The 26,968-nt window shown below is 63.6% G+C and carries 23 protein-coding genes; 8 read left to right on the top strand and 15 right to left on the bottom strand.

Annotation, left to right across the window (positions count from 1 at the left end; genetic code table 11):
• Positions 1-152: 152 nt before the first annotated feature.
• The 4 genes from FB464_RS18360 to FB464_RS18345 all read right to left on the bottom strand — a co-directional run bounded on the left by FB464_RS18360 (position 153) and on the right by FB464_RS18345 (position 5,690).
• The gene (locus FB464_RS18360; RefSeq protein ID WP_116415752.1) at positions 153-2,522 is read right to left on the bottom strand and encodes a PEP-utilizing enzyme; all 2,370 of its coding nucleotides are present in this window, start codon (positions 2,520-2,522) and stop codon (positions 153-155) included.
• 96 nt (positions 2,523-2,618) lie between these two features.
• The gene (locus tag FB464_RS18355; RefSeq protein ID WP_246093131.1) at positions 2,619-3,845 is read right to left on the bottom strand and encodes an NAD(P)/FAD-dependent oxidoreductase; all 1,227 of its coding nucleotides are present in this window, start codon (positions 3,843-3,845) and stop codon (positions 2,619-2,621) included.
• A gap of 1 nt (position 3,846) precedes the next feature.
• A complete protein-coding gene (locus tag FB464_RS18350; protein WP_116415754.1) occupies positions 3,847-4,038 on the bottom strand; it encodes a ferredoxin in 192 nt (63 codons plus the stop codon).
• Positions 4,035-5,690 carry a PEP/pyruvate-binding domain-containing protein gene (locus FB464_RS18345; protein ID WP_116415755.1) on the bottom strand — a complete coding sequence of 552 codons (1,656 nt, stop codon included), beginning with the start codon at positions 5,688-5,690 and terminating at the stop codon, positions 4,035-4,037. The genes FB464_RS18350 and FB464_RS18345 overlap by 4 nt, the downstream gene beginning before the upstream one ends.
• 129 nt (positions 5,691-5,819) lie before the next feature.
• Between FB464_RS18345 and FB464_RS18340 the strand changes: the two genes are divergently transcribed.
• The 4 genes from FB464_RS18340 to FB464_RS18325 are packed head-to-tail and all read left to right on the top strand — an operon-like array spanning position 5,820 to position 10,409.
• Complete coding sequence (locus tag FB464_RS18340) at positions 5,820-7,034, top strand: cytochrome P450 (protein ID WP_116415756.1); 1,215 nt, start codon at positions 5,820-5,822, stop codon at positions 7,032-7,034.
• Entirely contained in the window at positions 7,031-8,557 is a 1,527-nt protein-coding gene (locus FB464_RS18335; protein WP_116415757.1) for an aldehyde dehydrogenase family protein, read from the top strand. Before FB464_RS18340 ends, FB464_RS18335 begins: the two co-directional genes overlap by 4 nt.
• Positions 8,554-9,633, top strand: a complete 1,080-nt coding sequence (locus FB464_RS18330) for a zinc-binding dehydrogenase (RefSeq protein WP_116415758.1) — start codon at positions 8,554-8,556, stop codon at positions 9,631-9,633. The genes FB464_RS18335 and FB464_RS18330 overlap by 4 nt, the downstream gene beginning before the upstream one ends.
• Positions 9,630-10,409, top strand: coding sequence for a tyrosine-protein phosphatase (locus tag FB464_RS18325; protein WP_116415759.1), 780 nt, complete (start codon positions 9,630-9,632; stop codon positions 10,407-10,409). Before FB464_RS18330 ends, FB464_RS18325 begins: the two co-directional genes overlap by 4 nt.
• A gap of 45 nt (positions 10,410-10,454) precedes the next feature.
• Here the strand turns inward: FB464_RS18325 and FB464_RS18320 are convergent, their stop codons facing one another.
• The 3 genes from FB464_RS18320 to FB464_RS18310 form a co-directional block, all read right to left on the bottom strand.
• On the bottom strand, positions 10,455-12,602 hold the full coding sequence (locus tag FB464_RS18320; protein ID WP_211327398.1) for an acetate--CoA ligase family protein: 2,148 nt from the start codon (positions 12,600-12,602) through the stop codon (positions 10,455-10,457).
• A 72-nt stretch (positions 12,603-12,674) separates the two neighbouring features.
• Positions 12,675-13,364, bottom strand: coding sequence for a FadR/GntR family transcriptional regulator (locus FB464_RS18315; RefSeq protein ID WP_170151972.1), 690 nt, complete (start codon positions 13,362-13,364; stop codon positions 12,675-12,677).
• 208 nt (positions 13,365-13,572) lie between these two features.
• Complete coding sequence (locus tag FB464_RS18310) at positions 13,573-13,773, bottom strand: TetR family transcriptional regulator (protein WP_116415761.1); 201 nt, start codon at positions 13,771-13,773, stop codon at positions 13,573-13,575.
• Between the two features lie 4 nt (positions 13,774-13,777).
• Here FB464_RS18310 and FB464_RS18305 point away from each other — a divergent pair, with 4 nt between their 5' ends.
• The 3 genes from FB464_RS18305 to FB464_RS18295 all read left to right on the top strand — a co-directional run bounded on the left by FB464_RS18305 (position 13,778) and on the right by FB464_RS18295 (position 16,274).
• Complete coding sequence (locus tag FB464_RS18305; protein ID WP_246093130.1) at positions 13,778-14,224, top strand: SDR family NAD(P)-dependent oxidoreductase; 447 nt, start codon at positions 13,778-13,780, stop codon at positions 14,222-14,224.
• Positions 14,221-14,454, top strand: a complete 234-nt coding sequence (locus FB464_RS20040) for a hypothetical protein (protein ID WP_211327399.1) — start codon at positions 14,221-14,223, stop codon at positions 14,452-14,454. Before FB464_RS18305 ends, FB464_RS20040 begins: the two co-directional genes overlap by 4 nt.
• A 377-nt stretch (positions 14,455-14,831) precedes the next feature.
• Complete coding sequence (locus FB464_RS18295) at positions 14,832-16,274, top strand: site-specific integrase (protein WP_116415762.1); 1,443 nt, start codon at positions 14,832-14,834, stop codon at positions 16,272-16,274.
• Between the two features lie 327 nt (positions 16,275-16,601).
• Here the strand turns inward: FB464_RS18295 and FB464_RS18290 are convergent, their stop codons facing one another.
• Entirely contained in the window at positions 16,602-17,318 is a 717-nt protein-coding gene (locus tag FB464_RS18290; RefSeq protein ID WP_116415763.1) for a hypothetical protein, read from the bottom strand.
• Between the two features lie 599 nt (positions 17,319-17,917).
• Positions 17,918-19,576 carry a hypothetical protein gene (locus FB464_RS18285; RefSeq protein ID WP_116415764.1) on the bottom strand — a complete coding sequence of 553 codons (1,659 nt, stop codon included), beginning with the start codon at positions 19,574-19,576 and terminating at the stop codon, positions 17,918-17,920.
• Positions 19,577-19,755: 179 nt separating this feature from the next.
• Here FB464_RS18285 and FB464_RS18280 point away from each other — a divergent pair, with 179 nt between their 5' ends.
• Positions 19,756-20,250, top strand: a complete 495-nt coding sequence (locus FB464_RS18280) for a hypothetical protein (protein WP_142206759.1) — start codon at positions 19,756-19,758, stop codon at positions 20,248-20,250.
• A 120-nt stretch (positions 20,251-20,370) separates the two neighbouring features.
• Here the strand turns inward: FB464_RS18280 and FB464_RS18275 are convergent, their stop codons facing one another.
• The 6 genes from FB464_RS18275 to FB464_RS18250 all read right to left on the bottom strand — a co-directional run bounded on the left by FB464_RS18275 (position 20,371) and on the right by FB464_RS18250 (position 26,906).
• Complete coding sequence (locus FB464_RS18275; protein ID WP_116415765.1) at positions 20,371-23,118, bottom strand: hypothetical protein; 2,748 nt, start codon at positions 23,116-23,118, stop codon at positions 20,371-20,373.
• Entirely contained in the window at positions 23,115-23,375 is a 261-nt protein-coding gene (locus FB464_RS18270; RefSeq protein ID WP_142206758.1) for a hypothetical protein, read from the bottom strand. Before FB464_RS18270 ends, FB464_RS18275 begins: the two co-directional genes overlap by 4 nt.
• On the bottom strand, positions 23,372-24,115 hold the full coding sequence (locus FB464_RS18265; protein WP_116415767.1) for a hypothetical protein: 744 nt from the start codon (positions 24,113-24,115) through the stop codon (positions 23,372-23,374). The genes FB464_RS18270 and FB464_RS18265 overlap by 4 nt, the downstream gene beginning before the upstream one ends.
• Before the next feature lie 755 nt (positions 24,116-24,870).
• Positions 24,871-25,527, bottom strand: coding sequence for a hypothetical protein (locus FB464_RS18260; protein WP_116415768.1), 657 nt, complete (start codon positions 25,525-25,527; stop codon positions 24,871-24,873).
• Positions 25,520-25,813 carry a hypothetical protein gene (locus FB464_RS18255; protein WP_116415769.1) on the bottom strand — a complete coding sequence of 98 codons (294 nt, stop codon included), beginning with the start codon at positions 25,811-25,813 and terminating at the stop codon, positions 25,520-25,522. The genes FB464_RS18260 and FB464_RS18255 overlap by 8 nt, the downstream gene beginning before the upstream one ends.
• A 211-nt stretch (positions 25,814-26,024) precedes the next feature.
• Positions 26,025-26,906: a hypothetical protein gene (locus tag FB464_RS18250; RefSeq protein ID WP_142206757.1), complete on the bottom strand. Its 882-nt coding sequence runs from the start codon at positions 26,904-26,906 to the stop codon at positions 26,025-26,027.
• Between the last annotated feature and the right edge of the window lie 62 nt (positions 26,907-26,968).

Genomic DNA, 26,968 nt, shown 5'->3' with positions numbered 1-26,968 from the left:
CTCCGCATCGGTGCCTCCTGCGAACAGTGGGGCGAGAGCTTCCGCCACTTCCGGATCTAAGCTGAACGACATTGTTCCGTACCTTTCGTCTGGAGAATCTTCTTCACTCTTGCTACGGGGCGCCTGATTGCGGAACACCACCCGCGTGGGCTCTAGCCGTCGGCCTCGTTCCGCTCGCGTCCCGTCGTGGCCAGCAGGTCTTCGTGCAGCTCCATCCAGATGTCGTGATAAGACTCCGACATCGGTTTGGTGAGGGCGCTCTCGTCACCCCCGCGGAACCGGTCGGCGGCACCCGTCAGTCGCACCGAGTACCGGTCGAACCGGCCATCGATCGCCGTGAGGCCGCCGAGAATGTCGAGCGCGGTCGAGTGCACGTCGCTGAGCCTGTCGACGGCATCTGCCGGCTTCCCGGTCTGCCAGTCGGAGGCGAGTTGCTTGAAGACGGCGTTCGGTGCGAGGAAGCGTTCGTACTCGACACTGACCCTCTCCCGCGTCTCGCCGTCGATCGACACCTCGCCGAGCAGCAGGTATTTGCCTCTCCCCGTGCCGGTCAGGGCGTAGAGCACGTCACGGGCGAGAGTAGCGTGCGACGCCTCGACCTCGGCTGAGAGAATCGCCTGAACCTCCGCCAGCGACACTCCCGAGGAATCGGCGACCTGCTCGGCGGTGGCGAATCCGCGCACCGCCAGGGCGTGGAGCACCGCGAAGACCGGCACATCGCCGGCCGCGATCTCGTCCCGGGCGCTCTCCGGCACAGGGTTACCCCACGATCCGGTCAGGAACAGCCGCGGGATCATCTCCGAAGCCACTCCGCTCACGATCGTGTCGTACGAGGCGGCGATGACAGGGTGGATCTTCGTGAGACCGTAGTCACGCACCAGCTCGTCGTACATCCCGGATGCCCGGGCGACCGAGATCACGAAGCCGGCCGAGTACGTCAGTGCTCCCGCCTCGACCTTCTCACGCTTGCTCATCGCGGCAATGCGCCCGTACAGCGCGGCCGACTCGGTCTCGCAGTCAGCCCGGAGCTTGCGCATCCCCTCGAAGTCGAGCTTCGTGATCGTGTCCATCGGGGCATCCCACGTGGGACGCGTGTAGACCGCAACGTCGGAGACGTAGGGCAGGTAGTTCGCGGGCGTGGTGAAGACCGTCGAGATGTCGACGACCTGCACATCGAGGGGGGTACCTGCCGGGAAGAACAACGCGGTGGTCACCGACCAGGGCAGCGGGGAGTCCGGGTTGTTCCACGACCAGGCGGGCTCGTTGAGGAACGCGTCGCGCACCAGCACGAATCCGCCGTCGGGCAGCGGGTAGGGCCCGTGGTCCGAGACACCCAGCCGATTGTCGAAGTGCAGCAGGAAGGCCATGAGTTCTGCGGCCCCGTTGTAGCGCTGGAAGGCCTGGCGGCTCTCCTCGTCGGCGAGAGACACCTTGTCGGCCTCGAAACGATCGATCCAGTCGCGGTCGAGAACCTCGGCCTTGTACTCCTTCATCGAGGTCAGGATCGGTCCCGACTCCCAGAGGCCCTTGTAGATGCGCCGCACGATCCCGAAGGTGTCGCGGATGCGGTCGGCCCGGAAGTCGAGGTCGTGGAGGCCGAGTTCGAGCGCGATTCCCCGGCCGAAGCTGGGGGCACAGGCGATCGCCCAGAGGTGGAGCATGTTGATCTTGCTGCCGATCTCACGGCGACCGACCCGGCCGATCTCGATCATCCCGTCGATGCCGACCCTGTCTTCGATGGCGCGGAGCCACGTCGGGTGGGTGAACCAGCAGCTCGCGATGCCGGTGGCCTCGTACTCCTGGCGGGGAATGAGTCCCGACTCACCCTCGGTGGCGCGGGCGGCGAGAGCATCCCACTCGTTCCAGGTGTAGTAGCGGATTGCCTCGTTCACTTCCTCGCGGGTGAGGTCGCGCCGGAGGTCCTCGTCGTCGTCGACGTACAGCACTTTCGTGCTCATCTCGGCCTGCATGATCGCATCGCCCTCGGAACCGTGGGGAACGACGCCGCCGAACTTCTCGAGGAGGGTCATGATCTGCGCGAGCTGCTCCGGCGACATTCCCGGTCCCGCCGACACCACTTCGGAATCGTCGACCGGTGCATCGGTGGTGGCGCTGACGGTGCCGCTCGGCCTGGTCGAGACGTCGAGGCGCAGACGCACTCCGTTTGCCGGCACGACCTCGCCGCGTTCGGTGCGCACGCCCTTCGAGAAAGAGACCGACATCACGGCCGGGATGCCGTATTCCCGACAGAGGATGCCGAGGTGGCTCTCGGGAGCTCCCTGCAGGGTGACGACTCCGCGGATGCCCGCGTTCAGGGCCATCGTCAGGAACGTCGTCGTTCCTCCTCGCACGATGACGATCACGTCGCTCACGTCGTCGCGAGCCACAAAAGCCATCACGTCTTCGGGAGTCTCCAGCCATTGGGCGACTCCTTCGACAGGATCGGGCGACTCGTAGACGGTCTGCCCGTTGCCGACGACCTCGTATTCCACAGAGGGCGAGGTCTCAATCACATTCGTCATTCCGGTTCCTCCAGTTTCTTCGTTGACACAGGGGATGGGTTAGTCAGGTTGTTCAGGTTGTTCAGGTTGTTCAGGTTCTTCAGGTGCACGATCGGCTCAGCCGGCCGCCGCGACGATCGGCTGGCGGCGCGAAGCGGCGAATGCCAGCGCCTCGCGCCGTGACGTTCGGCGACCGATCATGGCGCGGTACTTCATGATGTCGCCGCGCCGGTCGAGAGTGAGGGCCCCGACGACACGATCACCGTCGTGATAGAGAGCAGCGAATTCATCCGACGTCCACGAACCGGTCACAACCTCGGGTTCGCCGGTGGGCACACCTGCGAACTGGATCCGGTGACCGTACCAGTCAGACCAGAAGTAGGGGATGTGCCGATAGGGCTCGGCCGCCTCGGGGTCCAGGAGGTTCTTCATCGCATGGGCACCCATCTCGGCAGCGTTGGTCCAGTGCTCGAGGCGCAGGAGGGTCTCGAAGTCGGGACTCATCCATCTCGCGACATCGCCCGCTGCCCACACGTCGGCTGTCGCGCGGAGTGTCTCGTCGACGACGATGCCGTTCTCCAACTCGAGACCCGATCCGGCCAGCCATCCTGTTGCAGGAACCACGCCGATGCCGACGATCACGAGGTCTGCCGGCAGGAGTCGGCCGTCGGCCAGTCGCACGCCGGTCACCGCGCCTCGTTGCTGTTCGAGACCCTCCACGCCCACGCCGCAGAGCAGTTCGGTGCCGTTGCGCTCGTGCAGGGCGCTGAGCGCCGCTCCGGCACCGGCTCCGACGGCCCGGACGAGCGGGGTCGTGAGGGCTTCGACGATGGTGACGTCCAGCCCGCGGGCGCGGGCGGAGGAGGCGAGCTCCGACCCGATGAAACCGGCGCCGATGACCACGACGCGGGCGCCGGCGTCGAAGGCGGCCCGGATGCGGATGGCGTCACTGAGGCCACGGAGTGTGCAGACGCCGCTCAGGCCTTCGGAGCCTGGCAGTCGGCGTGGGGTCGCGCCCGTGGCGATGAGCAGCCGGTCGTATGCGACCGACTCTCCGCCGATGAGGAGGCTTCGGGCAGTGAGGTCGAGGGCCTCGGCCGGGGCTCCGAGCAGCAGCTCCACGTCGAGTTCGCGGAGGTCTTCCGCCGTTGCCAGCATGGGAGCGACACCGGGAAGGTCGCCCAGGTACTCCTTCGAGAGCGGAGGCCTGTCGTAGGGAAGGTGTTCCTCGTCGCCGACAAGGGTGAGGCGGCCCGGGAAGCCGAGCCGGCGTGCGGCCTCGACGGCGCGGAGGCCGGCAAGTGATGCACCGACGACGACGACGTGTTCGGGCGTCAGGTCCACGTCAGGCCTCGATTCGGAGTGCGGCCATGGGACAGCCGGCAACGGCCCTTTCAACCAGACCCAGATCGGCCGCATCGATGTCTTCGCGGAGCACGGTGAGCGATCCGTCTTCGTCGACCTCGAAGTACTCCGCAGCAAGCGCCTCGCAGTTACCGAGCCCTGTGCATCTGTCCCGGTCTACGATGATCTTCATCGGGTCTCCTCAGCCTTCAGTTGTGGATGTTCCACTCGCGCGTCAGCGTCTGTGTGCGAGTCCCATTCGTCCAGAAGCGCCAGTGCGGGCGATTCGATTGCATCGACGGGAATCGGCACGACGGCCCCGATCCAGATTCGCCCGGAGGCTCCGTCGATGGTCAGTTCGCTGCCGACCCCGATCCGCCGGCCATCCGGAGCGAACAGGCAATCGTCCCTGATCTTCAGATCGTGGGCGCCGACCACAGCAGGCACGCCCCAGCCGCGGGCAACGACGGCTGCGTGGCTCACGAGCCCTCCCGCGGTCGTGAGCACCCCGGCAGCGACCGACATTCCAACCACGTCTTCCGGGCTGGTCTCGGGCCTGATGAGGATGACGGGATCGTTCGCCGCCAGGGCCGCCTGCGAACTGAAGACGGCGCGGCCGGTCGCGAAACCGCCCGAGGCGCCGAGGCCGACACCGAAACAGGCGTCCTCGCCGGCATCCGTCTCGTCGTGCTCGTGCAACTCGGCGCGGGCCCGCTCACGGAGTTCGCGCGAGACGCGGGAGACGGCCTCATCGTGACTGAGAGCGATCTGGGAGTCGTTCACCAGGTCGACGGCGATGCGGGCAGCAGCGAGTGCTCCGCGTTTGCCGACACGGGTCTGCAGGAACCAGAGTCTGCCGTTTTCGATCGTGAATTCCACATCGCAGAGGTCGCGGTAATGGATCTCGAGCCTGCGCAGAACCCTCACGAGTTCGGCATGGAGGCCGCTGTCGATGTCCGCGATCGCATCGAGGGGAAGAGTGCGCGCAGACCCGGCGACCACATCCTCTCCCTGTGCATTCGGGAGATAGTCGCCGTACGGAGTTGCTGCACCTGTGCGCGGATCGCGCGTGAACGCGACCCCGGTACCCGAAATGCCGCCGCGATTGCCGAAGACCATCGCCTGCACGTTCACTGCCGTGCCGAGATCCGGATCGATCTTCTCGTGCTCGCGATAGGCGACGGCGCGCACCGAGTCCCACGATCGGAAGACCGCTTCGACGGCTTCTCGCAACTGCTGCAACGGCTCCTGTGGCACCGCGTTGCCGCTCTGCTGGGCGATGGCATCGTTGAGGTCCCTCACGTGCTGGCGGAGGCTCGGGATGTCGGATCCCGCCGGGGCAGCCGGCAGGGAGTCGGCGGGGAGGTCGCGAACGGTCGTGCCGAACATCTGCAGGAAACGACGGTAGCTGTCCCATGCGAACCGCTCGTCGCGGGAGACCGAAGCGAGTCCCTCGACTGTCTCGTCGGTGATGCCGAGGTTCAGGACCGTGTCGAGCATGCCCGGCATCGAGATCGGGCTGCCGCTCCGCACCGCGACCAGGAGGGGATCGACAGGATCTCCGAATCGCCGGCCGAGCACGTCACCGAGCCGGGCAATGTTCTGCTCGACCTCCCTGTCGAGCCCGTCGGGCCAACCGGTCTCACGGTACTGGCGGCAGACCGGGAGGGCGATCGTGAACCCGGGAGGCACATTGATGCCGAGTGCAGTGGTCATCTCGGCGAGCCCAGCGCCCTTCCCACCGAGCAGGTGCGCAAGGTCTTTGCCCGGGCACCCATGGTCGTGGTCGAACGAGAATATCTCGCGCGTCGGGCGACCCGGTTCAAGCACGCTCGTGGACGTCATACGATTCCCTCACACAACATTGTGGTCTGAGCATTTCAATGGTTGACTGAAAACGTACTTTGCTTCGGCGCATCGGTCAACCATCAATCGATGATCGTCCGATGCGTGGCCGAAGAACAAGGAGGTTCGATGACGATCACACCCACGGCGCTGCCGCCAGCGCTGGACCTAATGGATTCGCGAATCTATACGGAAGGGCGGCAGGACTCGACGTTCAGGGCCCTGCGTGCCGCCGATCCGGTGCACTGGCAGGATGCGAACGACAACGGACCGGGGTTCTGGAGCCTCACTCGCTACCAGGACATCCGGGACGCTGCTGCGGACCCCGAGCGCCTGAGTTCGGCGCAGGGAACCCAGATCTTCGACCGCAAGGTGGAGGGACACGGCAAAGCCAGCCTGCACAACATGGATGACCCGGAGCATGCTGCACTTCGGAAGATCACCGTTCCCTATCTTCGTGCCGTGAAGATCCAGCAGTGGAACGAGGTCATCGCCTCGACCACCCATCATCTCTTCGACGATGCGGTTGCGGCCGGTGAGTTCGATCTCGTCGACACCGTGGCCGCGAAGCTCCCCATGCTCGTGCTGTCACGGGTGCTCGGAGTCGATGAGGCCGACGCGCCCCGGATGGTCGACTGGACCAATCGACTGACCAGTTCCGATCCCGACCACCAGGTCGACTCCTCTGCGCTCGAGACGACCCGGAGCGAGTTGTTCGACTACTTCCGCTGGCTGAGCGACCAGAGGCGGGCCGAGCCGACCAACGATCTGGTGAGCATCCTCGTCAACGGCAGCAAGGACGGCTCTCCGCTGACCTGGGACGAACTGGCGGCCTATTACGTTGTGCTCGTCGCAGCCGGCAACGAGACCACTCGTCACCTGGTTTCGGGCGGAACGATCGCGTTGGCGGAGAATCCCGGCACCTGGCAGCGGGTCATCGACGACGAGTCCCTGCTGCCGACGGCTGTGGAGGAGATGTTCCGCTACGTTTCCCCCGTGGCGGCGATGCGGCGCACAGCGACCGTCACCCATGAGATCGGCGGAAGCGAAGTCCAGGAGGGCGACAAGGTCGTGTTGTGGTTCGCGGCCGGCAACCGCGATCCGGAGGTGTTCGAGCATCCGGAGGTCTTCGACATCACCCGCACGCCCAACGAGCACATCACCTTCGGGTGGGGAGTGCACTTCTGCCTGGGCACCCACCTCGCCCGCGCCGAACTGCGCTCGTACTTCGGGGAGCAGCGCGCGCGCCGGATCGACTTCGAACTGACCGGCGAACCCGTGCGGGTGCGGAACAACCTGTTCCGTGGCTGGTCGTCGGTGCCTGTGCGGATCGTTCAGCGATGACCGCCACGATGCCGCAGAGAGTCACGGCCATCACACTTCCGGAGCGTTCCGTGTTCATCGACGGCTCGTTCCGTGAGGTCGACGGCGCCACGGCGGCAGTGGTCAATCCGGCGACGGAGGAGACGATCGCGACGGTGGCGAGCGTCGGCGCCGAGATCGTCGAGTCGGTACTCGCCGCGGCCAGGCGCGGCTTCGAGACGTGGTCCCGTACCTCTGTCTCCGATCGCGCGGACGCACTTGATCGCATTGCAGATGCCATGGAGCGCCACGGCGCGGAGTTGGCAGCGATCGCGACCTCCGAGATCGGGATGCCCATCCGGGATGCCCGGGCCGGCCAGGTGGATCTTCCGGTGCGGGTGCTGCGTTCGACCGCCGCGATCGCGCGCGAGTACCCCTGGGACCGCCGCGACGGCGCGGGGAGTTCGATCGTGCGCGAGGCAGCCGGTGTGGTCCTCGCGATCACTCCGTGGAATTTTCCCGTGCACCAGATCATCACGAAACTCGCTCCGGCACTGGCTGCCGGATGCTCGATCATCCTGAAACCGGCCGAACTGACGCCGCTCACCGCACTCTTCGTCGCAGCCTTGTGCGATGAGGCAGGAATCCCGCGCGGCGTCGTCAACGTGGTCACCGGCCGCGGCTCCGTTCTCGGCGAGGCTCTTCTGCAGTCGCGCGGGTATGAGGTCGTCACTTTCACCGGTTCGCTCGCGGTGGGCCGTCATATCGGCGCCGTGGCGGGAGACGCGATCGTGAGGGCGACGCTGGAGCTCGGCGGCAAGTCACCGGCTATCGTGCTCGCCGACGCCGACCTGCAGACCGCCGTCGAGACCACCGTTCGCAACTGTTTCGTCAACGCTGGCCAGAAGTGCAACGCGCCGACCCGTCTGCTCGTACCCCGGGAACGGACGGACGAGGCCGCCCAGATCGCTGCCCGGGTTGCAGAATCGTACGTCATCGGCGACCCCACCAAGGAGTCGACCACGATGGGGCCGATGGTCTCCGCTGCACAACGCGACATCGTGTCGGGATTCCTCGGGGATGCCGCCGAGCAGGGCGCACGCATTGTGACCGGCGGCGAGCGGGACCGCTGGAACCGCGGCTTCTTCATCTCCCCTGCGATCGTGTCGAATGCGTCGCGGGACTCGCGCATCGCGGTCGACGAAGTGTTCGGCCCCGTTCTCACGGTTCTCGGCTACGACGGAGAGGCTGACGCCGTCACGCTGGCGAACGACAGTGAGTACGGGCTCTCCGCCGAGGTGTGGTCGGCCGATCCGGGGAAGGCCTCGGCTGTCGCCCGGCAGATCCGTGCGGGCCAGGTTCGGATCAACGGGGTACGGACCCCCGCGCTGCCGGTATCGCCCTTCGGCGGCTACAAGCGCTCGGGTCTGGGCCGCGAGCTCGGAGTGTTCGCGCTCGACGAATTCGTGGAGATCAAGGCCGTGCTGGGCGACCCGATCCTCGATGCGGGCACGGGCGCGGACGCGGCTGTGAACGTGGCCTCGGGCCCCGTGGTGCGCGCATGAAGGCGGCGGTCGCCTGGTCGCCGTCATCGGGCTTCGAGGTCAGCGAGGTGCGGCACCGCGATCCCGGCCCCGATGACGTCGTCGTGCGCATCCGCGCGGCCGGCATCTGCCAGACCGACATCTCGCTCGCGCACGGCTCGTTCGGGCAGGCGTTCCCTGTCGTGCTCGGGCACGAGGGCGCCGGCGAGATCATCGCGGTGGGCAGCCGGGTGTCGTCGGTCGGGGTCGGCGACCGCGTCGTCATCACCTGGGTGCCGCCGTGCGGTCACTGCTACTTCTGTACGCGCGGGGAGACCTACATCTGTGCTCACAGGCGGAGCGCCGGCGACCAGAAGGAGGGGCCGGCCGATATCCAGGCCGCCGATGGCACACCCATAGTCGCCGGGATGTCCACTGCCACGTTCGCCGAGGAGGCGGTCCTTCCCGAGAATGCGGTGCTCCCGCTGCCCGACGATGTGCCGTTCGAAGAGGCTGCGCTGCTCGGCTGCGCGGTGCCGACCGGACTCGGTGCTGCGCTGAACGCAGCACGCATCAGATCTGGTGAGACGGTGCTGGTGGTCGGCTGCGGGGCGGTCGGGTTGAGCGCCATACAGGGAGCCCGGATCGCCGGCGCCGCCCGGATCGTCGCGATCGATCCGCAGCAGAGGCGACGGGACCTGGCCACCGAGCTCGGCGCCGACGTCGCCTTCGCTCCCGACGATGACGAACTCCGGGCATCCGTCGATCCCGTCGGCTTCGATGTGGCGATAGACGCCGTCGGGCATTCGAGCACCATCCGCTCAGCATGGGATGCCACGCGCCGCGGTGGCCGCGTTGTGGTCGTCGGGGCGGGAAAGGCCGACGATCTGGTCGAGTTCAGCGCGCTCGAGCTCTTCCACGCCGAGAAGACGCTCCGCGGAACGTTCTACGGTTCCTCCGACATGAAGCGCGACCTGCCGCGGATGATCGACCTCTGGCGCGGCGGGCGCCTGAAGCTCGCGCCGCTCATCGATGATGTCGTCAACCTCGACGCACTGGCGAACGCCGCCGTGCGCCAGCAGTCCGGCGATGTCCTCCGCGTGATGGTGACACCGTGATCGCGGGCGTGCAGAACCTCCGCGACCTCGGCGGCACGGTGGCTGCTGGCGGTGCGGTTGTCGCACCCGGTCGACTGTACCGCGCCGAGTTACTGACGGACACGAGCCCGAACGAGTCCAACGCCACCTGGACAGAGGCTGTCGACGAGGGTGTCGCACTGCTCGGCCTGGCGGCTGTCATCGACCTGCGGTCGGTGCCGGAGAAGAACGTGAGCCCCTCGCGCTGGGTTCGAGACGGCACGCTCTACGTCGAGATCCCCATCGACGACGGGGCACCCGGAAGTTCGACTGACCTGATGAAGGCGGTGCTGGCCGGCACCCGGGACCTGTTCACAGTCGACGACATGGAGCTCTACTACCGGTCCATGCTCGCCGGTCGCGCCGTCGAACTGGCAACCGGCGTCGCGGCGATCGCCGACGCCGCTGGGGCGCCGGTGCTGGTGCACTGCTCTGCGGGCAAGGACCGCACGGGTGTGCTCATCGCGATGGTGCTCGACCTTCTGGGCGTGGCGCGGGACGACGTTCTCTCCGATTACGAGGAGACCGGTCGGAGGCGACCCGACAGGGTGCTGGAGTACACAGCGCTCTTCGCTCGCCACGGGCTCACCGTCGAACAGGTGCGACCGATGTTCGAGACCCCGCGGAGGGCCCTCGCCGGGGCTCTGGCCGACGTGGATGAGAGGTACGGCTCGGTCGAGGCCTACCTCTCGGAGCGGGGCGGGCTCGAAGCGGGCACGGCCGACCGACTTCGGTCAGCACTCCTCACCGAACGCTAGACAGCGGGACGCCCCGTGGTGCCAGCAAGTCGGGTGTCGCGGGGCTCACGATGAGGCTCGCACCGTGATCAGCACGTCCAGACCCTCGACTGCATCCGCGGAGACCCGCAAGGGATTCACCTCGAACGACTCCAGATCGGGCCCGAGCGCGAGCGCCGTGTCGGCGATCGCGACGACCGCGTTTGCGACCTGGTCCAGATCGACCGCGTCTGAACCGCGGAACCCGGACAGCAGTCGCGATCCGCGCAACTCACCGAGCATCCGAAGCACTTCGGCGCGCGAGACCGGGAGCAGGCGAAGCGCACTGTCATCGAGAAGTTCCACCAGCGCACCCCCGAATGCAACGGCCAGAACCAACCCCCAGTCAGGGTCCCGCGTGACGCCCACCAGCAGTTCGATCCCGCCCTTTCTGAACGGGCTCACCAGCACACCCTCAAGGTTCACGCCCGCCTGCCGGGCCCGTTCGGTGAGAGCCTCGAAGCCTGCTCCGACTGCGTCGTCACCCGCAACGTCGAGCAGAACTCCGCCCAGCTCGGTCTTGTGGGCGACCTCGGCCGAACAGATCTTCAGCACGACCGGGCCTTGGATGTCGCGGGCCGCTGCAATCGCCTCGGCCGCGTCGGTCGCCAGGCTGGCGGGAACCAATGGCACGTTCCCGGCGATCGCGATCCCCCGTGCGGAGTACTCGCTGACAGCGGCGCCCGGGACCAACGAGGCGAGCCGAGCCGAAGTGGCATCCGCCTCATGAGCACCCACCGGCGCGACACGTTCGCGCAACCACGTCGACCAGCGCGAGAGTGCCGCAGCGGCAACGGTGAAACGATCGACACTCGGCAGCACGTTCTCGATACCCGAGGCGGCTTTGACCTGGCGCACATACTCCGACTGGTCCTGGTCGAGCTGGGGGAAGATCGCCCCGGCCAGCCCCGTCTCCCTCAGCGCCTCACCGACGACCTGGAAGGTCATGTCCCGCTGCGGCTCGCCGGAGGTCGGCAGCGACGTCACGATTCCAACGAACCCGATCTCCTGTTCATCTGCCATCACCTCGATGCCACGCCGCCACACCTCCGGCTTCGCAAGCGCTCCACCTGTGACGTCAAGCGGGTTCTGCGGATGCCCGTACGGTGGCAGCACCTCGGCGAGACGCGAATAAGCCGACGCGGACAGGGCGGGCAGGTCGAGCCCGACCTCCTGGCCACGGTCGGCGATGAGGTCGCAGGCGCCGCCCGAGACCGACAGCACTGCGACCCCGCTCTTCTTCAGGGGGCCGGTGTGTGCACACAGGTTGCCGATGGTCACAAGGTCTTCCAGGGTGCGCACCCGGATCACGCCCTCTTGGCGGAGCATGGCGTCGATCACCCGGTCGTCGCCGACGAGGGCACCCGTGTGGGCTTGGGCGGTCCGCGCCGCCAGCTCGCTCGATCCGGCCTTCAGCACGACGATCGCTTTGCCGAGCTCTGCGGCGCGACGTGCAGCAGCGATGAACGTCGCCGGTTTCCGGATCGTCTCCGCGAACACACCGATCGCCTTGGTGTGCTCGTCGTCGACGAGGTAGTCGACCACATCCGCGATCGACACCATTGCCTCGTTTCCGGTGGTGACGACGAAGCTGAAGTTCACGTCGTGACGTGAGGCATAGCCCACGAGGGACGAGCCGACGGCACCGCTCTGCGACACGAGCGCGAACGCGCCGGGTTCTGCTGGGAGGTTCAAACCGAGGGCCGTCGCTGCCGAGCGGTCCCACAGGTTGACGAAGCCGAGGTGGTTGGGCCCGAGAAGGGTGATTCCGAGCTGCTCGGCCACGGCCACCAGCTCCGCCTGCCTGACCCGGCCGTCTTCATCTTCCTCCGCCCAGCCCTGACTCATGATCGCGGCTGCGCTGGCGCCAGCCTCGGCCGCATCCCTGAGGCTGGCGATGGTGAACCGCTGCGGAGTGAGCATCAGCGCGAGGTCTATTCCCCCTTCCACGTCCTGGCACCGGGCGACTGTCTCGACGCCGTGCACGATCGGGCTCCGTGGATTCACGATGGCGATCGGCTGCTCCGCGATCCGTTCGTACTGGGCGAACGCCCGCCTCGAGAAGAGGTTGCCATCACTCGCACCGACCATCGCGATGCGTCTCGGGCGGAGCAGCCGAGCTATCGCATCGGCGCCGACAGGGCGTTCGCTGGTGGGGGAACTGGTGGTGACCATGGGACCTCTTCGTCTTATTTGGTCTAACCATTATCACTTTGAACTCGATAAACGTCGAGCGTTTCTTGCAGATCAGGTGTGGCGATCTGCCATGATGTGGGACCGCATGAAGCTTTCGGCAGCCGCAACATCCTGCGCCCGGATCGCTTCGACAACTGGACCGTGGTGGGCTGCCGTTTGGGCGATGAGATCGTCGGTGAGCGTGCCGGCGTCGGCCATCTCATGGATCGAGGTCGCCAGCGCCTTGAAAAAACCGATGAGAAGACTGTTGTGGCTTGCCACTGAGACGGCGAGGTGCCACTCCAGCTTGGCGAGCACGAAGGCTTCGGCCGATCCGCTTGCTGCCGCTACATCGACAGCTGCCGTCGCCGCATCGATGCGCACCAGATCTTCGTCGGTGCGGTACTTGGCGGCCAGCCCGGCGCAGGCCGGTTCGACACCCTGCCGCGTCTCGCGTAGGCGCGTCTCACTCGTCTGTTCGCCCTGGATGGCGAATCTCACCGACTGTTCGACTGCTTGCGAGCCAGGGCGCCGCGCAAACGGACCTCCTGATCGGCCCGTGCGCATCTCGACAAACCCTTGGGACTCCAGCATCCGCAGTGCCTCGCGCACCGTCGTGCGGCTCATCTGCGTGTACTCGATCAACTCGCGCTCACTCGGCAGGGCCTCGCCCTGGGCGAACTGCCCGCTGAGAATCTGTTCCCGAAGAGTGGTGGCGAGCACATCGGATGCCCGGGGAACCTGAATCGGACCGAGCGACACCCCGCGAACCTCCGCCATTGAGTGTCCCCAATCCCGTCTTAGTACTCGAACTCCCAAACTACCAGCCATCCCGAGCGCCCAGTCGACCAGATCATGACCAACCGAACCACCACCAACCCAGCCTCGAATTCCTGCCACTAGGCGCTTGGGCCGCGCCCCACATGAATCGTCGACATTGCGTCATCGAGGTAGCTCGCGACGCGGCCGATCAGGAGTTGCTGGACGCGCTGCACCACACCGGCTCGTCCACTGGTCGCTCGTCGAACGCTTCGGCCATTCGATCAGCGAAGAGGTCGTACTTACCGATCACGAGGTCATCCTTCGACGGGAAGTACCGGAAGAATGTGCGCTTGGACATGCCCGCGGCGGCGGCGATCTGATCGACGGTCGTACCGTCATATCCCTGCAGGTCTGTGCCGTCAGAGAGACGTCACGCACTGGAGGAGCATCATGAGCCCCTGAGCGACCTGGGCGAGAAGTACGGCGACGCCGTTCTGCCGCTGCGGCTCGATGTAACCGACCGCGCCCAAGTGAACGCGGCAGTGAAGGCCGCGCACGACACCTTTGGTCGGCTCGACGTCGTGATCAACAACGCTGGCTACGGACTCTTCGGCACCGTCGAGGAGATCACACAGCAGCAGCTCCACGACCAGCTGGAGACGAACCTGTTCGGCGTCTTCAACGTCACCCAGGCGGTGCTCCCTCTTATGCGCGAGCAGGGCTCGGGCCATACCGGCAGCGCCTCGCCGAGTGGGCCGAGTGGGCGCCCGTCTCTCGCGAAGCCGAAGGCAGGTAGCACCACCAGACCCCCGGGGCGGGTCGATCGGTCCGCCCCTCTCCTCGATCAGGTCACCTGGTGAACGAGCAAGCCGCGAACCGCACCGCGGCACGGCACGAGGTCGTCGATATCGCCGACCAGAACCTGCCCCTGCTCGATGAGGCCATCCCTGCACTCGTCGGCTCGACGATGAGTCACCGACATTTGCCCGTGGAAAAGCAAGTGCTGGGTTTTTGTTGGGAGCTACGCTCGCCTGACACAGTAAAAGCCCCCTGGATCCGCGTTTTTACAGGGATTCAGGGGGCTTTCTGATGGCGGTACCGGTGGGATTTGAACCCCAATCCGGTCCCAACTCTCACGCACGAACCTCATCTAATCCCATCATCTAGCCCAATTTCCGCCCATCTGGATAGGCCGATGATTGGGCTCGATTTGCGCCACTTGTTGCCATTCTGTTGCCAAAGCTGCTTTGGCGCGTCTGCTAGGTTCGATCACATGGACGGCGGCAAGTGCCCCGCGCTGAACAGACCTGATGAAGAGCCTCGGGTCGTGATCGGCTTCCGGGTAACCGAGCCTCGCTTCGTATTTGCGATAGTCACGTCCGAGGCGCGCTACATCTCAGTTTGGGTGGCTACGGCGGCGCTATCCAGTCCGAGAGATCACCCCGCCATGGTTAAGAATCGCCCCCGATGGTGACGATTGCTGACCTGACCGTTGGCGAGCGGTGGGTCTACTTCGATTCGAAGCGAGGAGCAGTCGAGGTGATTGTCCACACGCTCGGTCGAAGGTTGCCAGAACGAGTGAAGGTCGAGTTCGTTACCGATGAGTTCGAGGGCCAGACTGAGTGGATCCCGCCCACCCGGTTGAAAGTCCCATGGGATCAGGCAGACACGTTCGAACCGGCCTCTATCCCGCGTCGGGAGTATGGATCCGGATCGGTTTATCGGGACGGGCAGGGCAGGTGGAACGCGGTCGTTTCTATACGCTCGTCCGACGGCAAACGTCGACGTCGGGCCGCTAGGTCCAAGTCAGAGGCTGTCGTACGCGCGAAGCTAGGGGGTCTTTTGGTCGAGTCCAAGTTGGCCGCAGAGGCATACGACCTGGCGAGACGGTCGGTCGGTCATCCTACGGTCGCGGAGTGGCTCGATGAGTGGTTCAGGACCATCGCAACCCGCAAGATACGGCCGAAGACCGCCGCCACCTACCGGACCGTCATAACGAAGCAGATCGTGCCGCACATCGGAGACATTCCCCTTGTGGCGCTGAAGCCGTCGGATGTCCGAGGCCTTGACGCGGCGATCATTTCGGACGGCCGTTCGTCCACAACGTCAGCTCAGGCGTACCGGATCCTGTCGGTCGCGCTGAAGTACGCCGTGCGCGAGGAGATCATTCCCCGGAACGTCGCCGAACTGGTGGACTCTCCCCGTCGTGCTATCAATCGGAACAGCGCCCTAACGGTCGAGCAGTGCCGGCGGGTCATTGCCGCGGCGACGGGTGACCCGCTCGAATCGCTGTGGGTCGCCGTCCTCCTCACGGGCGCCAGACAGGGCGAACTCCTGGGGCTCGAACATTCTCGAGTCTCTGACTTCTTGGAGGTCTCGTGGCAGCTTCAGCGCCTCCCCTGGCAGCATGGCTGTGGCGACACGTGTGGACGAATCCGCGGCACCGACTGCTCGTCGCGTCGCGTCGTTGCGCCGGCTGATTGGGAGTGCCGTTACCTGCAGGGAGGCTTCTGGCTGACCCGTCCAAAGTCCGTTGCGGGCGCGCGACTCATTCCTCTCATCGAACCACTCAAGGCACTGATGAACGACCACATCTCTGCAGACGAGGGTCCGAACCCGCACGGGCTGGTCTGGCATGAGAAGAACGGAGCTCCGATTGACCCGGGCGTCCAGTCCCGCAAATGGCACGCCCTACTGGTTGCGGCGGGCGTCCCGGACATGCGCCTGCACGACGGCCGTCACTCCGCCGTCGATCTGATGTACGAGTCCGGGATGCCGGAAGACATCATCAGGCAAATCGTTGGCCACTCCACCACCGAGATGACACGTGCCTACCGATCGCAGCGTGCAGGAGCACGGCTCAGTAACGCGATGGGAAGTCTAGAAGCGATGATGAGAAACACCGAATAGCTCGTGAAGGTTTCGAACACGGCATGGTGCTGTGCGTCGAGCGGTATTCATATTTGCTGACACACGGCAATCGAGCCAAGGGTACGAGAACTGCGCCACCGTGGTGATGAGTCCTCGCTCCGGGGAGTTGACGAGTCGGATTATGATCTCGCCCTCGTAGTGAGTGGGCTGGTTGACGATATGGGCCGGCACCAGGGGCGATTCCGCGCTCTCGCGGTACGCCCAGATCTGACCTTGCCTGACTGCGAGCTCTCGACGTGGCATGGAGGCAGCGTAACCGTCAATACTGAGAGGCTTTGTTCGCGACAACACGCCAACGAGGAAAGTTCAGGTGCCGTTTCGAGGTTGACGGCTCCGAGTCGGGGGCTGGTAGTCATTACCCCACTTCGGCTCGCTATCCGGATCATCGACTACGTAGGGTCGCTCCTCTAGGTGGTTCGCGGCGTAGTCCTCCCAATTCATCATGAGGATTCCGGTTCTCACGCCGTCGCTAGCGTGCCATACCCATAGCCGCTCATCGAGAGCCTGCATCTGCAGAAGTAGCTGGGTGCGAGCTTCGGCGCGCCGCCGGCCCTCAGGCAACCGTGCGTAGACGCGTGTCTGCCGCCAGAACTCTGCCACTTCCTGACGCACGAAGTTCTGGGCGATGTCGCTGTCCTCCCCCGTCCATGAAAGCGCCCACCGCCGCCCGTCGATGTTGAATCGGAGCCGGGCCGAGTCCATCGCCGATTCATCCCCGTCGATGACTGCGAGCACCATCGCATCTATACGCTCATGCAGGCGCTCCATAACGCCCCAGCGAACATCTCGCCTTGCGGCCTGACGATCATTGTTGGTCTTGCTAAGAGTGTTGTAGTCCTGCTTCGACTTTTCCTCGGCGCGTTCCGCAAGCTCCTGGGCCCTGTCACTAGCGAAGGCTCTCCGCTGGGCTGCGAATGACCGCCAGGCTACGAGAGCGCCGATACTCCCGCCGACGATCGCGCCGATAAATGCCCCAGGCACTGAGCTAAGACTGTCGGTCCATTCAGCCGCGTTGAGGTACATGCGCCACAGCCTACTGAGCAGGCCCGACGAGACCGCGGGTCGGCTCAGTGGGTTCTGCTGTCATCGCCCCAGCGCGAATGGCATGGTCATGTTCTGAGCAGACGATATAGACCATCTGCAAGCCGGATGTATTCACAATGAGCTTGCTGGTGGGCGGTTCACCGCACTGGTTGACCATGCATATTAACTCGTCCATACGGTGAACGTAGCCCGCTGTCGGTGCGCTCGTCTATGGTGCAACCTAGTCGGCCGGGACGCTCGAGAGAGGAACCCGGAATGGTGTGGACGCGGGAGATGTCCCGCGACCTTGATGGCAGCCGGACGAAGGCCGACCTTGGCCCGCCAACGATGGCTTCGAACAGCTACGTTAGTTAGTAGGGGCGTCCAGCTGTCTCACCGTCGGCGACTGGCTTCGCTGCGCGTCGGCCTGGACTATTGCCTCGAAACTATCCCAGTCAGACTCCGAGAAATCTTGACCGGTGGAACCTTCAGCGCCGCTCACCCTTGAGCCGAGACCCCACTTGAATTGGGTTGGGACGTTCTCGCTGTACTCATAAACCCTAATAGCCACGAGTTATACCTCCGTTGATAGCCATTATCTACCCGTTTTGTTCACGAACGAAGTGATTTTCTACGGCAAGCCTAAGTGTCCAACTTAAGAGCGAACCGAGCGTCACCGCAACACTTGCCCACAGCAACGAGTGCCACACGATGGTCGGCACGTCAATCTCCCCAGATTCAAGCAGGGACACAACGAATGCACCCAAGCTAATTACGATCACCCCGAAGGAAACGACTCTGCTGGCCAGACTCGGATGACGCTTCGAATTATCCGAATCCAGCCCAAGGAAGGCCGACATAGCAATTGGGACAGTCAACAACGCTGGAATAAACCCACTCGTTTGAAAAGTTCCCTCCGTCGCCAAGTCGGTTGCATGAACCGCCCAAAGCACCGCAACAACAGTTGTTGAAACGATCGACGCGATCGTGAGGCCAGCGAAACTACCCGGAGCCCTTTCGAAGAACCTGGCGGCGTAGTACATCCCGCTCTTCCCCGTGACGCTCTTCATGTAAACGTGAGAGCGCCTTTGACCTTGACGCGGCTGACGTCCACCCCCGAATTGAAGCTTTTCGCCAGGTTCCAAATGTGGCGCGATGAACTCTTCTCCTGCAAAGAAAGTGCCGTCCCGACCCTCCACCTCGAGATGGTAGCTACGAGTCCGATACGCGGAAGTCAGCGGGAAATAAATTCGATTGATCCGTACACCAAACGCGAGCCGGACGCTGTCAAAGAACAACGACCTTTGGATCCGTCCAATGTTGTTGTCGGGCGGCGGCTCAGTCTCTGGAATGAAGCGACGCTCGAGGACGTATCGGGTCGACGCCGGCCACTTGACTTCCGAGGCCACAGCGACGGGTACGGCAATCGAAATGGGATGAAAATTGGCCAGTTCTTGAATTACGCCTACAAACAACTTCATCAGAACTTCAAGGTGCGGGTCCACCGGAAGTCGTGAGAGATCTTGCACCAGTTCGTCAACTTCTTTGGTGCTTGGCTTGTCGGCCACGATGACTGCCCACACGCGGTTCTCTAACCGTCTGCCGTTGCCTAGGTATTCATCAAGCGCGACAGTCGACATGAGCCCTACAAGGAAGCGTAAAACGGCTGCTGCATAGACATACTGACTATGGGAGTCGACTGTCGGAATTCGCTTGCCGTTTCCGTCCGTTATTTTCAATCCGTCCTGAAGGGATCCCTTCTTCGGCAGAAGCAGGGGAATCAGTAGGGCCAACTGGCTTGTGGAGTCAGATTTCGATTGAGTGAACTCGGCGCCCTGCATTTTCAGATTGAACGTTGATCGAACCAGTATCGACCGGTGATAGGACTCAACATGTTCTGAAATTCGGGAAAAGTGCTGCTTTGGTGTTACCAAACAGCCCACGTAAAGAAGCACGTGCTGCCCCTCAATGACCATCGTGCCATCCGATGAAGCCAACTTCTCAACTTCATCGAGCGGAATCTGCGACGGAGACTCACGCAAGTGTTTACTTGGCAACTCAGACTTACGAATGTAGGAGCGGAACGAGATTGCCCAGTAGGCAGTGAGAGCCCCTGCGACTATCACCGCGGCCGCGAGAACCGTGAAAGTGTGACCATCCACAGACAACTGGAGAGTCGTGACCGCAAACAGCGTCAGCCCGAAGAGTCCTGCAACCGCAAGGAAGATGACTCGAAGTCTTATCCAATCCCGCCCCATTTGTTTCCCCCCGGAAGAGCACTTCGGTTGCCAAATCTCAGCAGCCCAGTGTGACCGCTTTACGCAAAGTCGCGCAGTCCCCACAACGGGGGGGGGTGTGACTCGCGCGTTACTGTGTCACCCCCTAGCGATCAAGTGCGGCTACGCTTGCGGCGTCAATCACGAAGGGGAATCAACTCATGTCAGACCAACCGGACACTCTTGAAGAATCAACCGAAAAGTACGACATCAACGTGGATCCGGATAAGCCCACAAGAGAAGAACTCAGCCCGCATGACCTCATCCTCGAGGACCTGATGAATGTGTTCCTCGGGCTGAACGATGAGCATGTCGGAGCGTCTGTGGGCATCACTCTCAGCTTCGCAGGCACTGTGGTGTCTGGACTTATGATTACCCGACCCGAATTCCAGAAGCGACTTGCGGATTTGATCGCACCATCTTCAACCGTGGTGGCTGAAGGGCTGACACAGCTGTGGGAGAGACGGGAAACTGCGGCTCAGGCCTTCGCGAAGGGACGTGAAGACGCTAACCTGCCCAATTTTCGGCGCAATTACATCCACCTGATGAACGCGCAGGTCGAGAACGGGTCAGAAGTCCTCAGGGACGGACTCTGGAGAGGCAGACTATCCGAGGTGTCTGGTTGGATACTGGGCAATTACTCGCCTTCGCAGTAGTTTCACCGGAACAGTCAAGAGCCCCACACCGCATACCCATCAGTGGTGTGGGGCTCTTTTTATGGGCGAAGTTAGAAGCCCCATATTTTTAGGTCTGCCCGACGATCTTTTCGAGCAGCTCTAGTTCGCGGAGTGCATTCTAGCTTCGTGGTTCATCATGTCGCGTGCGATGACAGCGGCCTCATGCGGGTCTGAGACACCCGTAACGTTGAAGGTGTTGTTGTAGACCCTGCTCTGATCTATTGCCCCCGCCTGTGACGCCTGCGCCTGCATCCCGCTGGAACCCGGGAGTGTCCCAGCAGCACCCATCGAAGGCAGCGTCGGCGCTTGGCCGGCGTTGATCTGCTTCAGGATCGACCGATACCTTGACGCCTGCCCCTGCTGGTTGGAGACAACCTCCTCACCTGGTGCGAGGAGGTGCGGTTGCGAATCGACCGAGGATGAACCCGAACCACCGACAGTGCCACCAGAGGCCTTCTGCAGGAGCGACCCGTTGCCGGGAACGAAGTCTGCCTGGTCCTTCGTGACCTTGTTGGTGATCTGATCAGTCGTCATCGTGACGTTGATGACCGGGTTCGCCTTCGCGATAGCGAGTGCAGCATTGAACGCATCGATCTTCACCTGCGCTGCCGCAGTGTCGACGTCGAGCTTCGTCGGTGGGATCTCCGCAGGAATCTGGAAGATCTTGTCGAGGAACCCCTGAACCTGGCTTGCATCCTCACCGTGGGCCACAGCGTTGTCGATGATCGACTGCTTCATGTCCTCGAGCTTTTTCTTCGTCTCTTCAGCGGATCCGCCGTTGTCACGGAACGCCTGAGCGTTCGCCTGCGCCGCAGACGTGAGGTTGATGAGCTCCCCACGGTTCTTCACCGCCGACGCCGTGTAGCCGTCAATGAGAGTGTCAGCCCGGTTGATTTCATTGCCGGCCGCGTTCACATGAGTGGACATGTTCGCGATCTGCGAGTCGAACTGGTTCTGCGCCTGAGCTGCGGAGATCGACTTCCCGTTGAGGAGGTCGAGGGACTGCTTCAGAAGCCCCGCAGCATCGTTCTGCAGGTACATCGACGCGGTGGTCTTGTCGGTCTGCAACTTCATGTCCGTCTGCCCGTTGAGGACCGACAGGTACGCGGCCACGGAGACGCCCGCCGCCGCGGCGCTGGCTTCGAGTGCAGACTTCTGCTCTCTCGTTGCGATCGTTGCGCCCCCGATGGCCTCTTGGTTCTGGTTGTAGAACTTGATCGAGTCGGCGATCGCACCATTGTTGGAGTAGACAGAGCCGGAGAGGCTGTTGATTGCGTCGTACTGAGCCCACTGCGCACCCGTGAGGGTATCGCTGTTATCGATCATCGCCTGCAGTGGCGCTTTCTGCTGGTTGATTGCGTCGTTGAACTCGCGCTGCGCAGCAGTATTGCCCAGCGTCGCGTCCGTCACGAGCGCGAGGGAAATGCCCATCTTCTGGGCGATATCGAACGCACCAGCATCCTGCAACTGCTTCGCCGCGTGAGCGCGAATGTTGTCACCAATCACGCCGGTGTCAGCAGTTACGGCCTGCGTGTAACCCTGCTGCATTTCCGTTGCCTGCTGCTGCGAGGCCGCAACGGAGACGAACACTGCCGCGAGGGCGGTGACGCCGGCAATGATCCAGCCGATCGGACCGAGGGACACTTCGGCGGTGGTGCCGAGAGAGGCGAGGGAGAGCTTGATGCCCTCGATCATGGGGACGATGAACGCCCACGCCTTGAACGCGACGGTTCCCCAGACGATCGCGGTGATGAGGGCGCCGAGAACATCCACGGGGATAAGGCTGATGACATTGGATACCGCAGTAAGGACGGTGAGCCCAACACCACCCATGGGGGCGAGTGCTTCAAGGATGTGGAGAACAGCGCCGCTGACCGCCTCAAGCACCCTCTCAACGGTCGGGAGGGTGGCGAGTGCGTAGCCGGTGAACTTTTCGAGCCCACCGTCTGACGTCCACAGGTTGAACTTCACCGCGAGAGCATCGACGTACTGCCCTGCGGTGACGAGGAGCGGTTCCATGATGCGGATGGACGTGAGGACGCCCTGGAACAGCTGGTTGCCGGCGTGACCGGCGAGGCCCGCGAAGATTGCGGTCTCCCGGGTCAGGGTCGGCATGGACGCGTTGGCGATCTCGACCGAGTACCGGAAGTTGTCGATCATCGCGACAGCGCCGGTGGCGGTGAGCGTGGAGAGCATGCTCTTCAGACGACCAAGACCGGTCGTGTATTCCGCGCCCGCCGCGGTGCCCTGCTGCATCTGAGCCTTGATGCCCGCGATGGCAAGAACACCAGCGGCGCCCATCATTCCGAGAGCACCAGCGATACTGATCGCACCAGCGGCGAGAGGGACCGCCATAGGGAGAAGAGCGGCGACCGCGAGGACGATGTTGCCGATACGGGAACCGTTCGTGGCGTGCGCCGTGTTCGCACGGTTCGTCGCCCTCGCGACGGTCTCCTGCGCTGCTGCCTCTTCGAGAGCAGAGTTCGTGGACGCTTCCTGCGCGGCATCCAAAGCAACTTCAGCCACGGCGGAGTCGCGTGCCGCGTCCGTGTGGCGGCGTTCCGCAGCGGTCTGCGCCGCAGTCGCAGCAACATCCGCCGCGGACGGCCCCGACCCGCCAACAGCAATGCCGGTGGAGTTCCCCCCAAGACCAGCCTCAGCGGCACGGACGGACTCGATCGCCGCGAGAGCCTCGGAAACGTTCGCGTCCACCCGGACAGTCGGCCGGATCTGCTCAAGCGACTGCGCATCCTCACGGGTCGCCGCGATCGCAGCAATCCACCGCGAACGGTCCATGTCGAGGATGCCCTGGATGGTCGCAACAGTGGTGGGGCCCTCGGTCGTCATTGGAAACCGAACTTCTCGTGATGGGCGACAATCTTCTCGATCACATCGAGGCTGTTGATGTGCCCGTACTCCTCGACCGTAATGCCGAGCTCCGCGGCGTAGTCCGCGTCAGCCATAGGTGGCTCAGTGATCGGCCGGCCCGCGGCGTTCCGCACCGTACCTGTAGCGAAGTCGAGCTCGCCATTGTCGTACGCGTCACTGATCTGCTGCGGGCTGGCATCCTTCAGCCATACCTCGTTCTTTTGCACGACGCTCACTCGCCCCACGCGTCCTTCCGCGAGATCTGCACCAGCGCACCGTTCGCGATCTCATCAGCGTTCGCCGGGTGATCCATTGCGATCACTGCACCGCCACTGCCGCGATAGAAGTACGAGGCGTTGGACTCTGGGACTTCAGAATCGATCGCCTCAATTTCCGAGAACAGAGCGTCGGGGGAGGAAGTGGTTCGGGAGGTCTCAAGGAACTGCACCTCGTCCACGTGGGAGAGCCAACGGCGTCCCACATGCAGATCTCCGACCTTGCGCCCGAGCGCGAGTCGTCCGTCTTCTGCCGGCGGCATCGGCCGACCATCTGTGACGGAAGCGCCAAGCCGTTCGGCCTTGACATACCACCCGCGAACATTCTCGTTGTGGTTCTGCACGGCCGAGGTGAAGGCCTCCTCGGCCGACTTGACCGCGCGGAGCAACGTCGCGAACTCAAGACCGCTGCCGGTCGCGTAAAGCTCGATCTCCTCCCGCAGTCCTTCGAGCGCCTTGAGACGGCGCGCGACCTTCGACTCTTCGGCCCTACGCCGAACACCCTCCACGAACAGACGGGCGAAGCGAGACCGGCCTTCCTGGGCGGTGATGTCGTCGGGCGTTACCGTCTCATCGCCTTCAATGACTCGGCCCTCGAGCTCGGCAACGAGAGCGGTTGCGGCGTTCGCTGCGGCTTCTGCTGCATCGACGTCCGCTTGGGTCACATCTTCAGGGGCAGGGGTGGGGTTCGAGTCGGTCATGCGGTTCTCCAAGTCAGAATGCGCGGCCACATGCCGCTTCCCACACTCTGCAGAGGGGGCGTCCGCAAACGGACGGTCCGCCCCGGGTGTGCCCAACTCACCCGGGGCAGGGCACCTATTCGATCGGAGCCGTCAGCTTCCTTGCCTGCACGTTCCTAAGCGACTCAGGATCGATCTGCCACGAGTGGCCACCAACTCGGCGGGCGATGATCTCGCCGCTAGCAGCCATCCGCCTTACTTGACGGTCAGACCGATGGATGCTCAACGCAGCAGCCTGCGCTGTGATCCACGCCGTCCCACTCGGTTCTGGTCTGGCCCGTACAAACGAAGACACCACGGACCCGCTTATCGGCCGTCCCGAAGCCACTTTCAACGCAGCAGCCACCGGGTTCACAATCTCCTCATGAACCGGTCGCCCACTCTTCTGAAGCTGAATCGCCTGACGCAACAACAACTGACGGACATACTCCGCCACCTCCCCACGCAACAAGTCGTCCAACTCGCTCACCAGACACCCCCGATGAGTTGATGCTGACCAGTCAATGCACTCAATCGACCAGTCGACCGGTCGAGACCATGCGCGCGCGCCCGCGTGACACGCGTGTACTGCAAAACCCGGCCAAACGGTCCGCTTGTCTCAGTACAAGCCCTTTTGGGAACCTCGCGCGCGCTACGCGTGTACATGAAGATCGGGCAGTGAACATTCGCCTTCACGCTGCTCGCGCGCGCGTGACGCGCAGGTACGCGAAACGCAGTCATGACTTCGCCCCGTTCAGGAGGGCGACGTACTGGTCGGCCACATCGGCCGGCGTGCCCTTGGCGAGGTAGGCGGATTTCACCATCTCGTCGGTGGCGCTCTCGAGGTCGAGTCTGGTATCGGCCTTGATCATGCGGATGTCGATCGGGTCGATGCCGTCGAGTGTCCGGGTGAATACGGCTGGCTCATCCATAGGCTCCCGCCTAACGGGGGCTTTACGCGTAGACGGGCGAACCCTCGGCTTGGGTGTTGCGGGGCGCTCGACGGCGGCTGCGGTGGCTGCGATGACCTCGGGTGTGAATCGTTCGCGCCAGAGCTTGGCCTGGTTCTCCATCTTCGCGCGCAGTGCAGCGATGTCGGCGGAAATGAGCTTCGCTTTGCGGCGTCTCGGGTCGAACTTGTAGTGCAGTCGGGCCTGCGCTCGTTTCCGTTCACGGTTGGAGATCGTGAGCGCAGTCATTCGCCTGGTGGTGAAGTCCTGGTCGTCCAGTTCCTCGGCGATGAGGTCGAGCATCGTCTGGTGCCACGTCAACGCCTGGTCGACGTCCACGGCGAGCATGGCCCGTTGTTTCGCCCGGGTGATCTCGGTGTCGGTGAGCGGAATCCACGGCACGCGTTTCGTCGGCCCGAGGCCGGTCTGTCGATTGTCACTCACGCGGCATCTCCTGCTCTATGTCGTTGAGGGCAGCCCACATAGGTGCCATTGAGAGGATGTGGAGGGCATCGGCCGTCCCCTGCCCCCCTGGGATGGTCAGGATGTAGCTGATGTGGATGATGGCCGCCGTCGCGACACTGGAAACGTTTTGCAGCGTCTCAAATGGGGTCTCTCCGACGCACTCGGTGACGAGCTCGTGGAACATGTTGCCGGCGGTGTGTTCGAGGTGGGCTTGCACAAGCTTCACGACGATCTCCTGCGTCTGCGCGCTGGTGAGGAGGCTCATGCTGCACCCCCAGCGCCACAGAGAACGCACCATCCGCCGACGTCGGGCTTGTGGATTCCGTTTGAGCAGTCCCACTCGTGTAGGGGCACCACGGGTGCCGCAGCAGACGCGTTATCGGCTGATAGCTCTACACAGTCGCGGCATCGGGGAGGAAAGGCTTCGCCGACGTGGCTTTCGCAGCGCACGCCGCGGTCGATCTCACTGTTGTCTCTCAAAATGGATTCCCTTCAGGAACTTCAGCGCACGCTGCGCAGGGTCGATATGGCGTGATGGGGTAGCCCGCATGTTTGGGGCAGTACGTCTCATCGAGGGTGATCGCTCCCTGGCTTGGGGCGAATGTTTGCGTGTATCGCTCAGGCGTCTGTCGCGATGGGACGGTTGGAAGGCTTTCGTCCTCCCAACGGCGATCGTTCAGCCAGCCGGCAGGAAGTTTGAGATACGACTTATCGGTGCCGATGCTCATGAGCGCGTATGACTGCGAGCCGTTCAGCAGCACTTCGAGCGACGTTGTCTTTCGAGCTTTCAAGAAGGCCGTTCGCGCGACGGCTTTAGCCTGTTTGCGCGGATAGTGATCCCAGAACCTGTCGAACTCTTCATCGCTGACAGGCGGCGGCTTGGGGTGCTTCGAGACCGGCTTTGAACTTGAGCCTGTCCTATCACTGTCCTGTCCTACGTATGCCGTTTCATCACGTGTTCCGTAACGCGTTACGTCACCCACAGGGCGAGACTTCGGAGTGATTTCAGATGCCCGCTTGGCTTGCTCATCTCGGAAACGCTGTTGACGCTGCCGATTGTTCTCCTTCGTCTGCTCCACCTGCGCCGCGGTCGACTGACCGAGGTCACCGGCCCATCCAAAAAGGACATAGCCGTCCACGGCCGTCTCCCAAAGACCAGCCTCTTCGATCTCTTTGCAGGCGTCGGCTTGCGGCCCGTCAGGGTGCAGTAGACGCACGTAGCGGGTGGGAACATGACCGTCAGTGCCTCGGCCGTTGGACCACATGAGAGCGCCCGTGAACACTCGCCAGGCAGCATCAGACAGGTCATCGAACCGCGGATGGTTGAGCCATTGAGAATTGAGTCTTGCGTCAGCCATTCTTGGCCTTTCTACCTCTGTGAAGTTGTTGCCCGGGGTACGACAAAAGGCACCCCGGATGG

This window comes from Subtercola boreus, from assembly GCF_006716115.1.
GTDB classification, from domain to species: domain Bacteria; phylum Actinomycetota; class Actinomycetes; order Actinomycetales; family Microbacteriaceae; genus Subtercola; species Subtercola boreus.
This window is presented reverse-complemented; position numbering and strand designations above follow the sequence as displayed.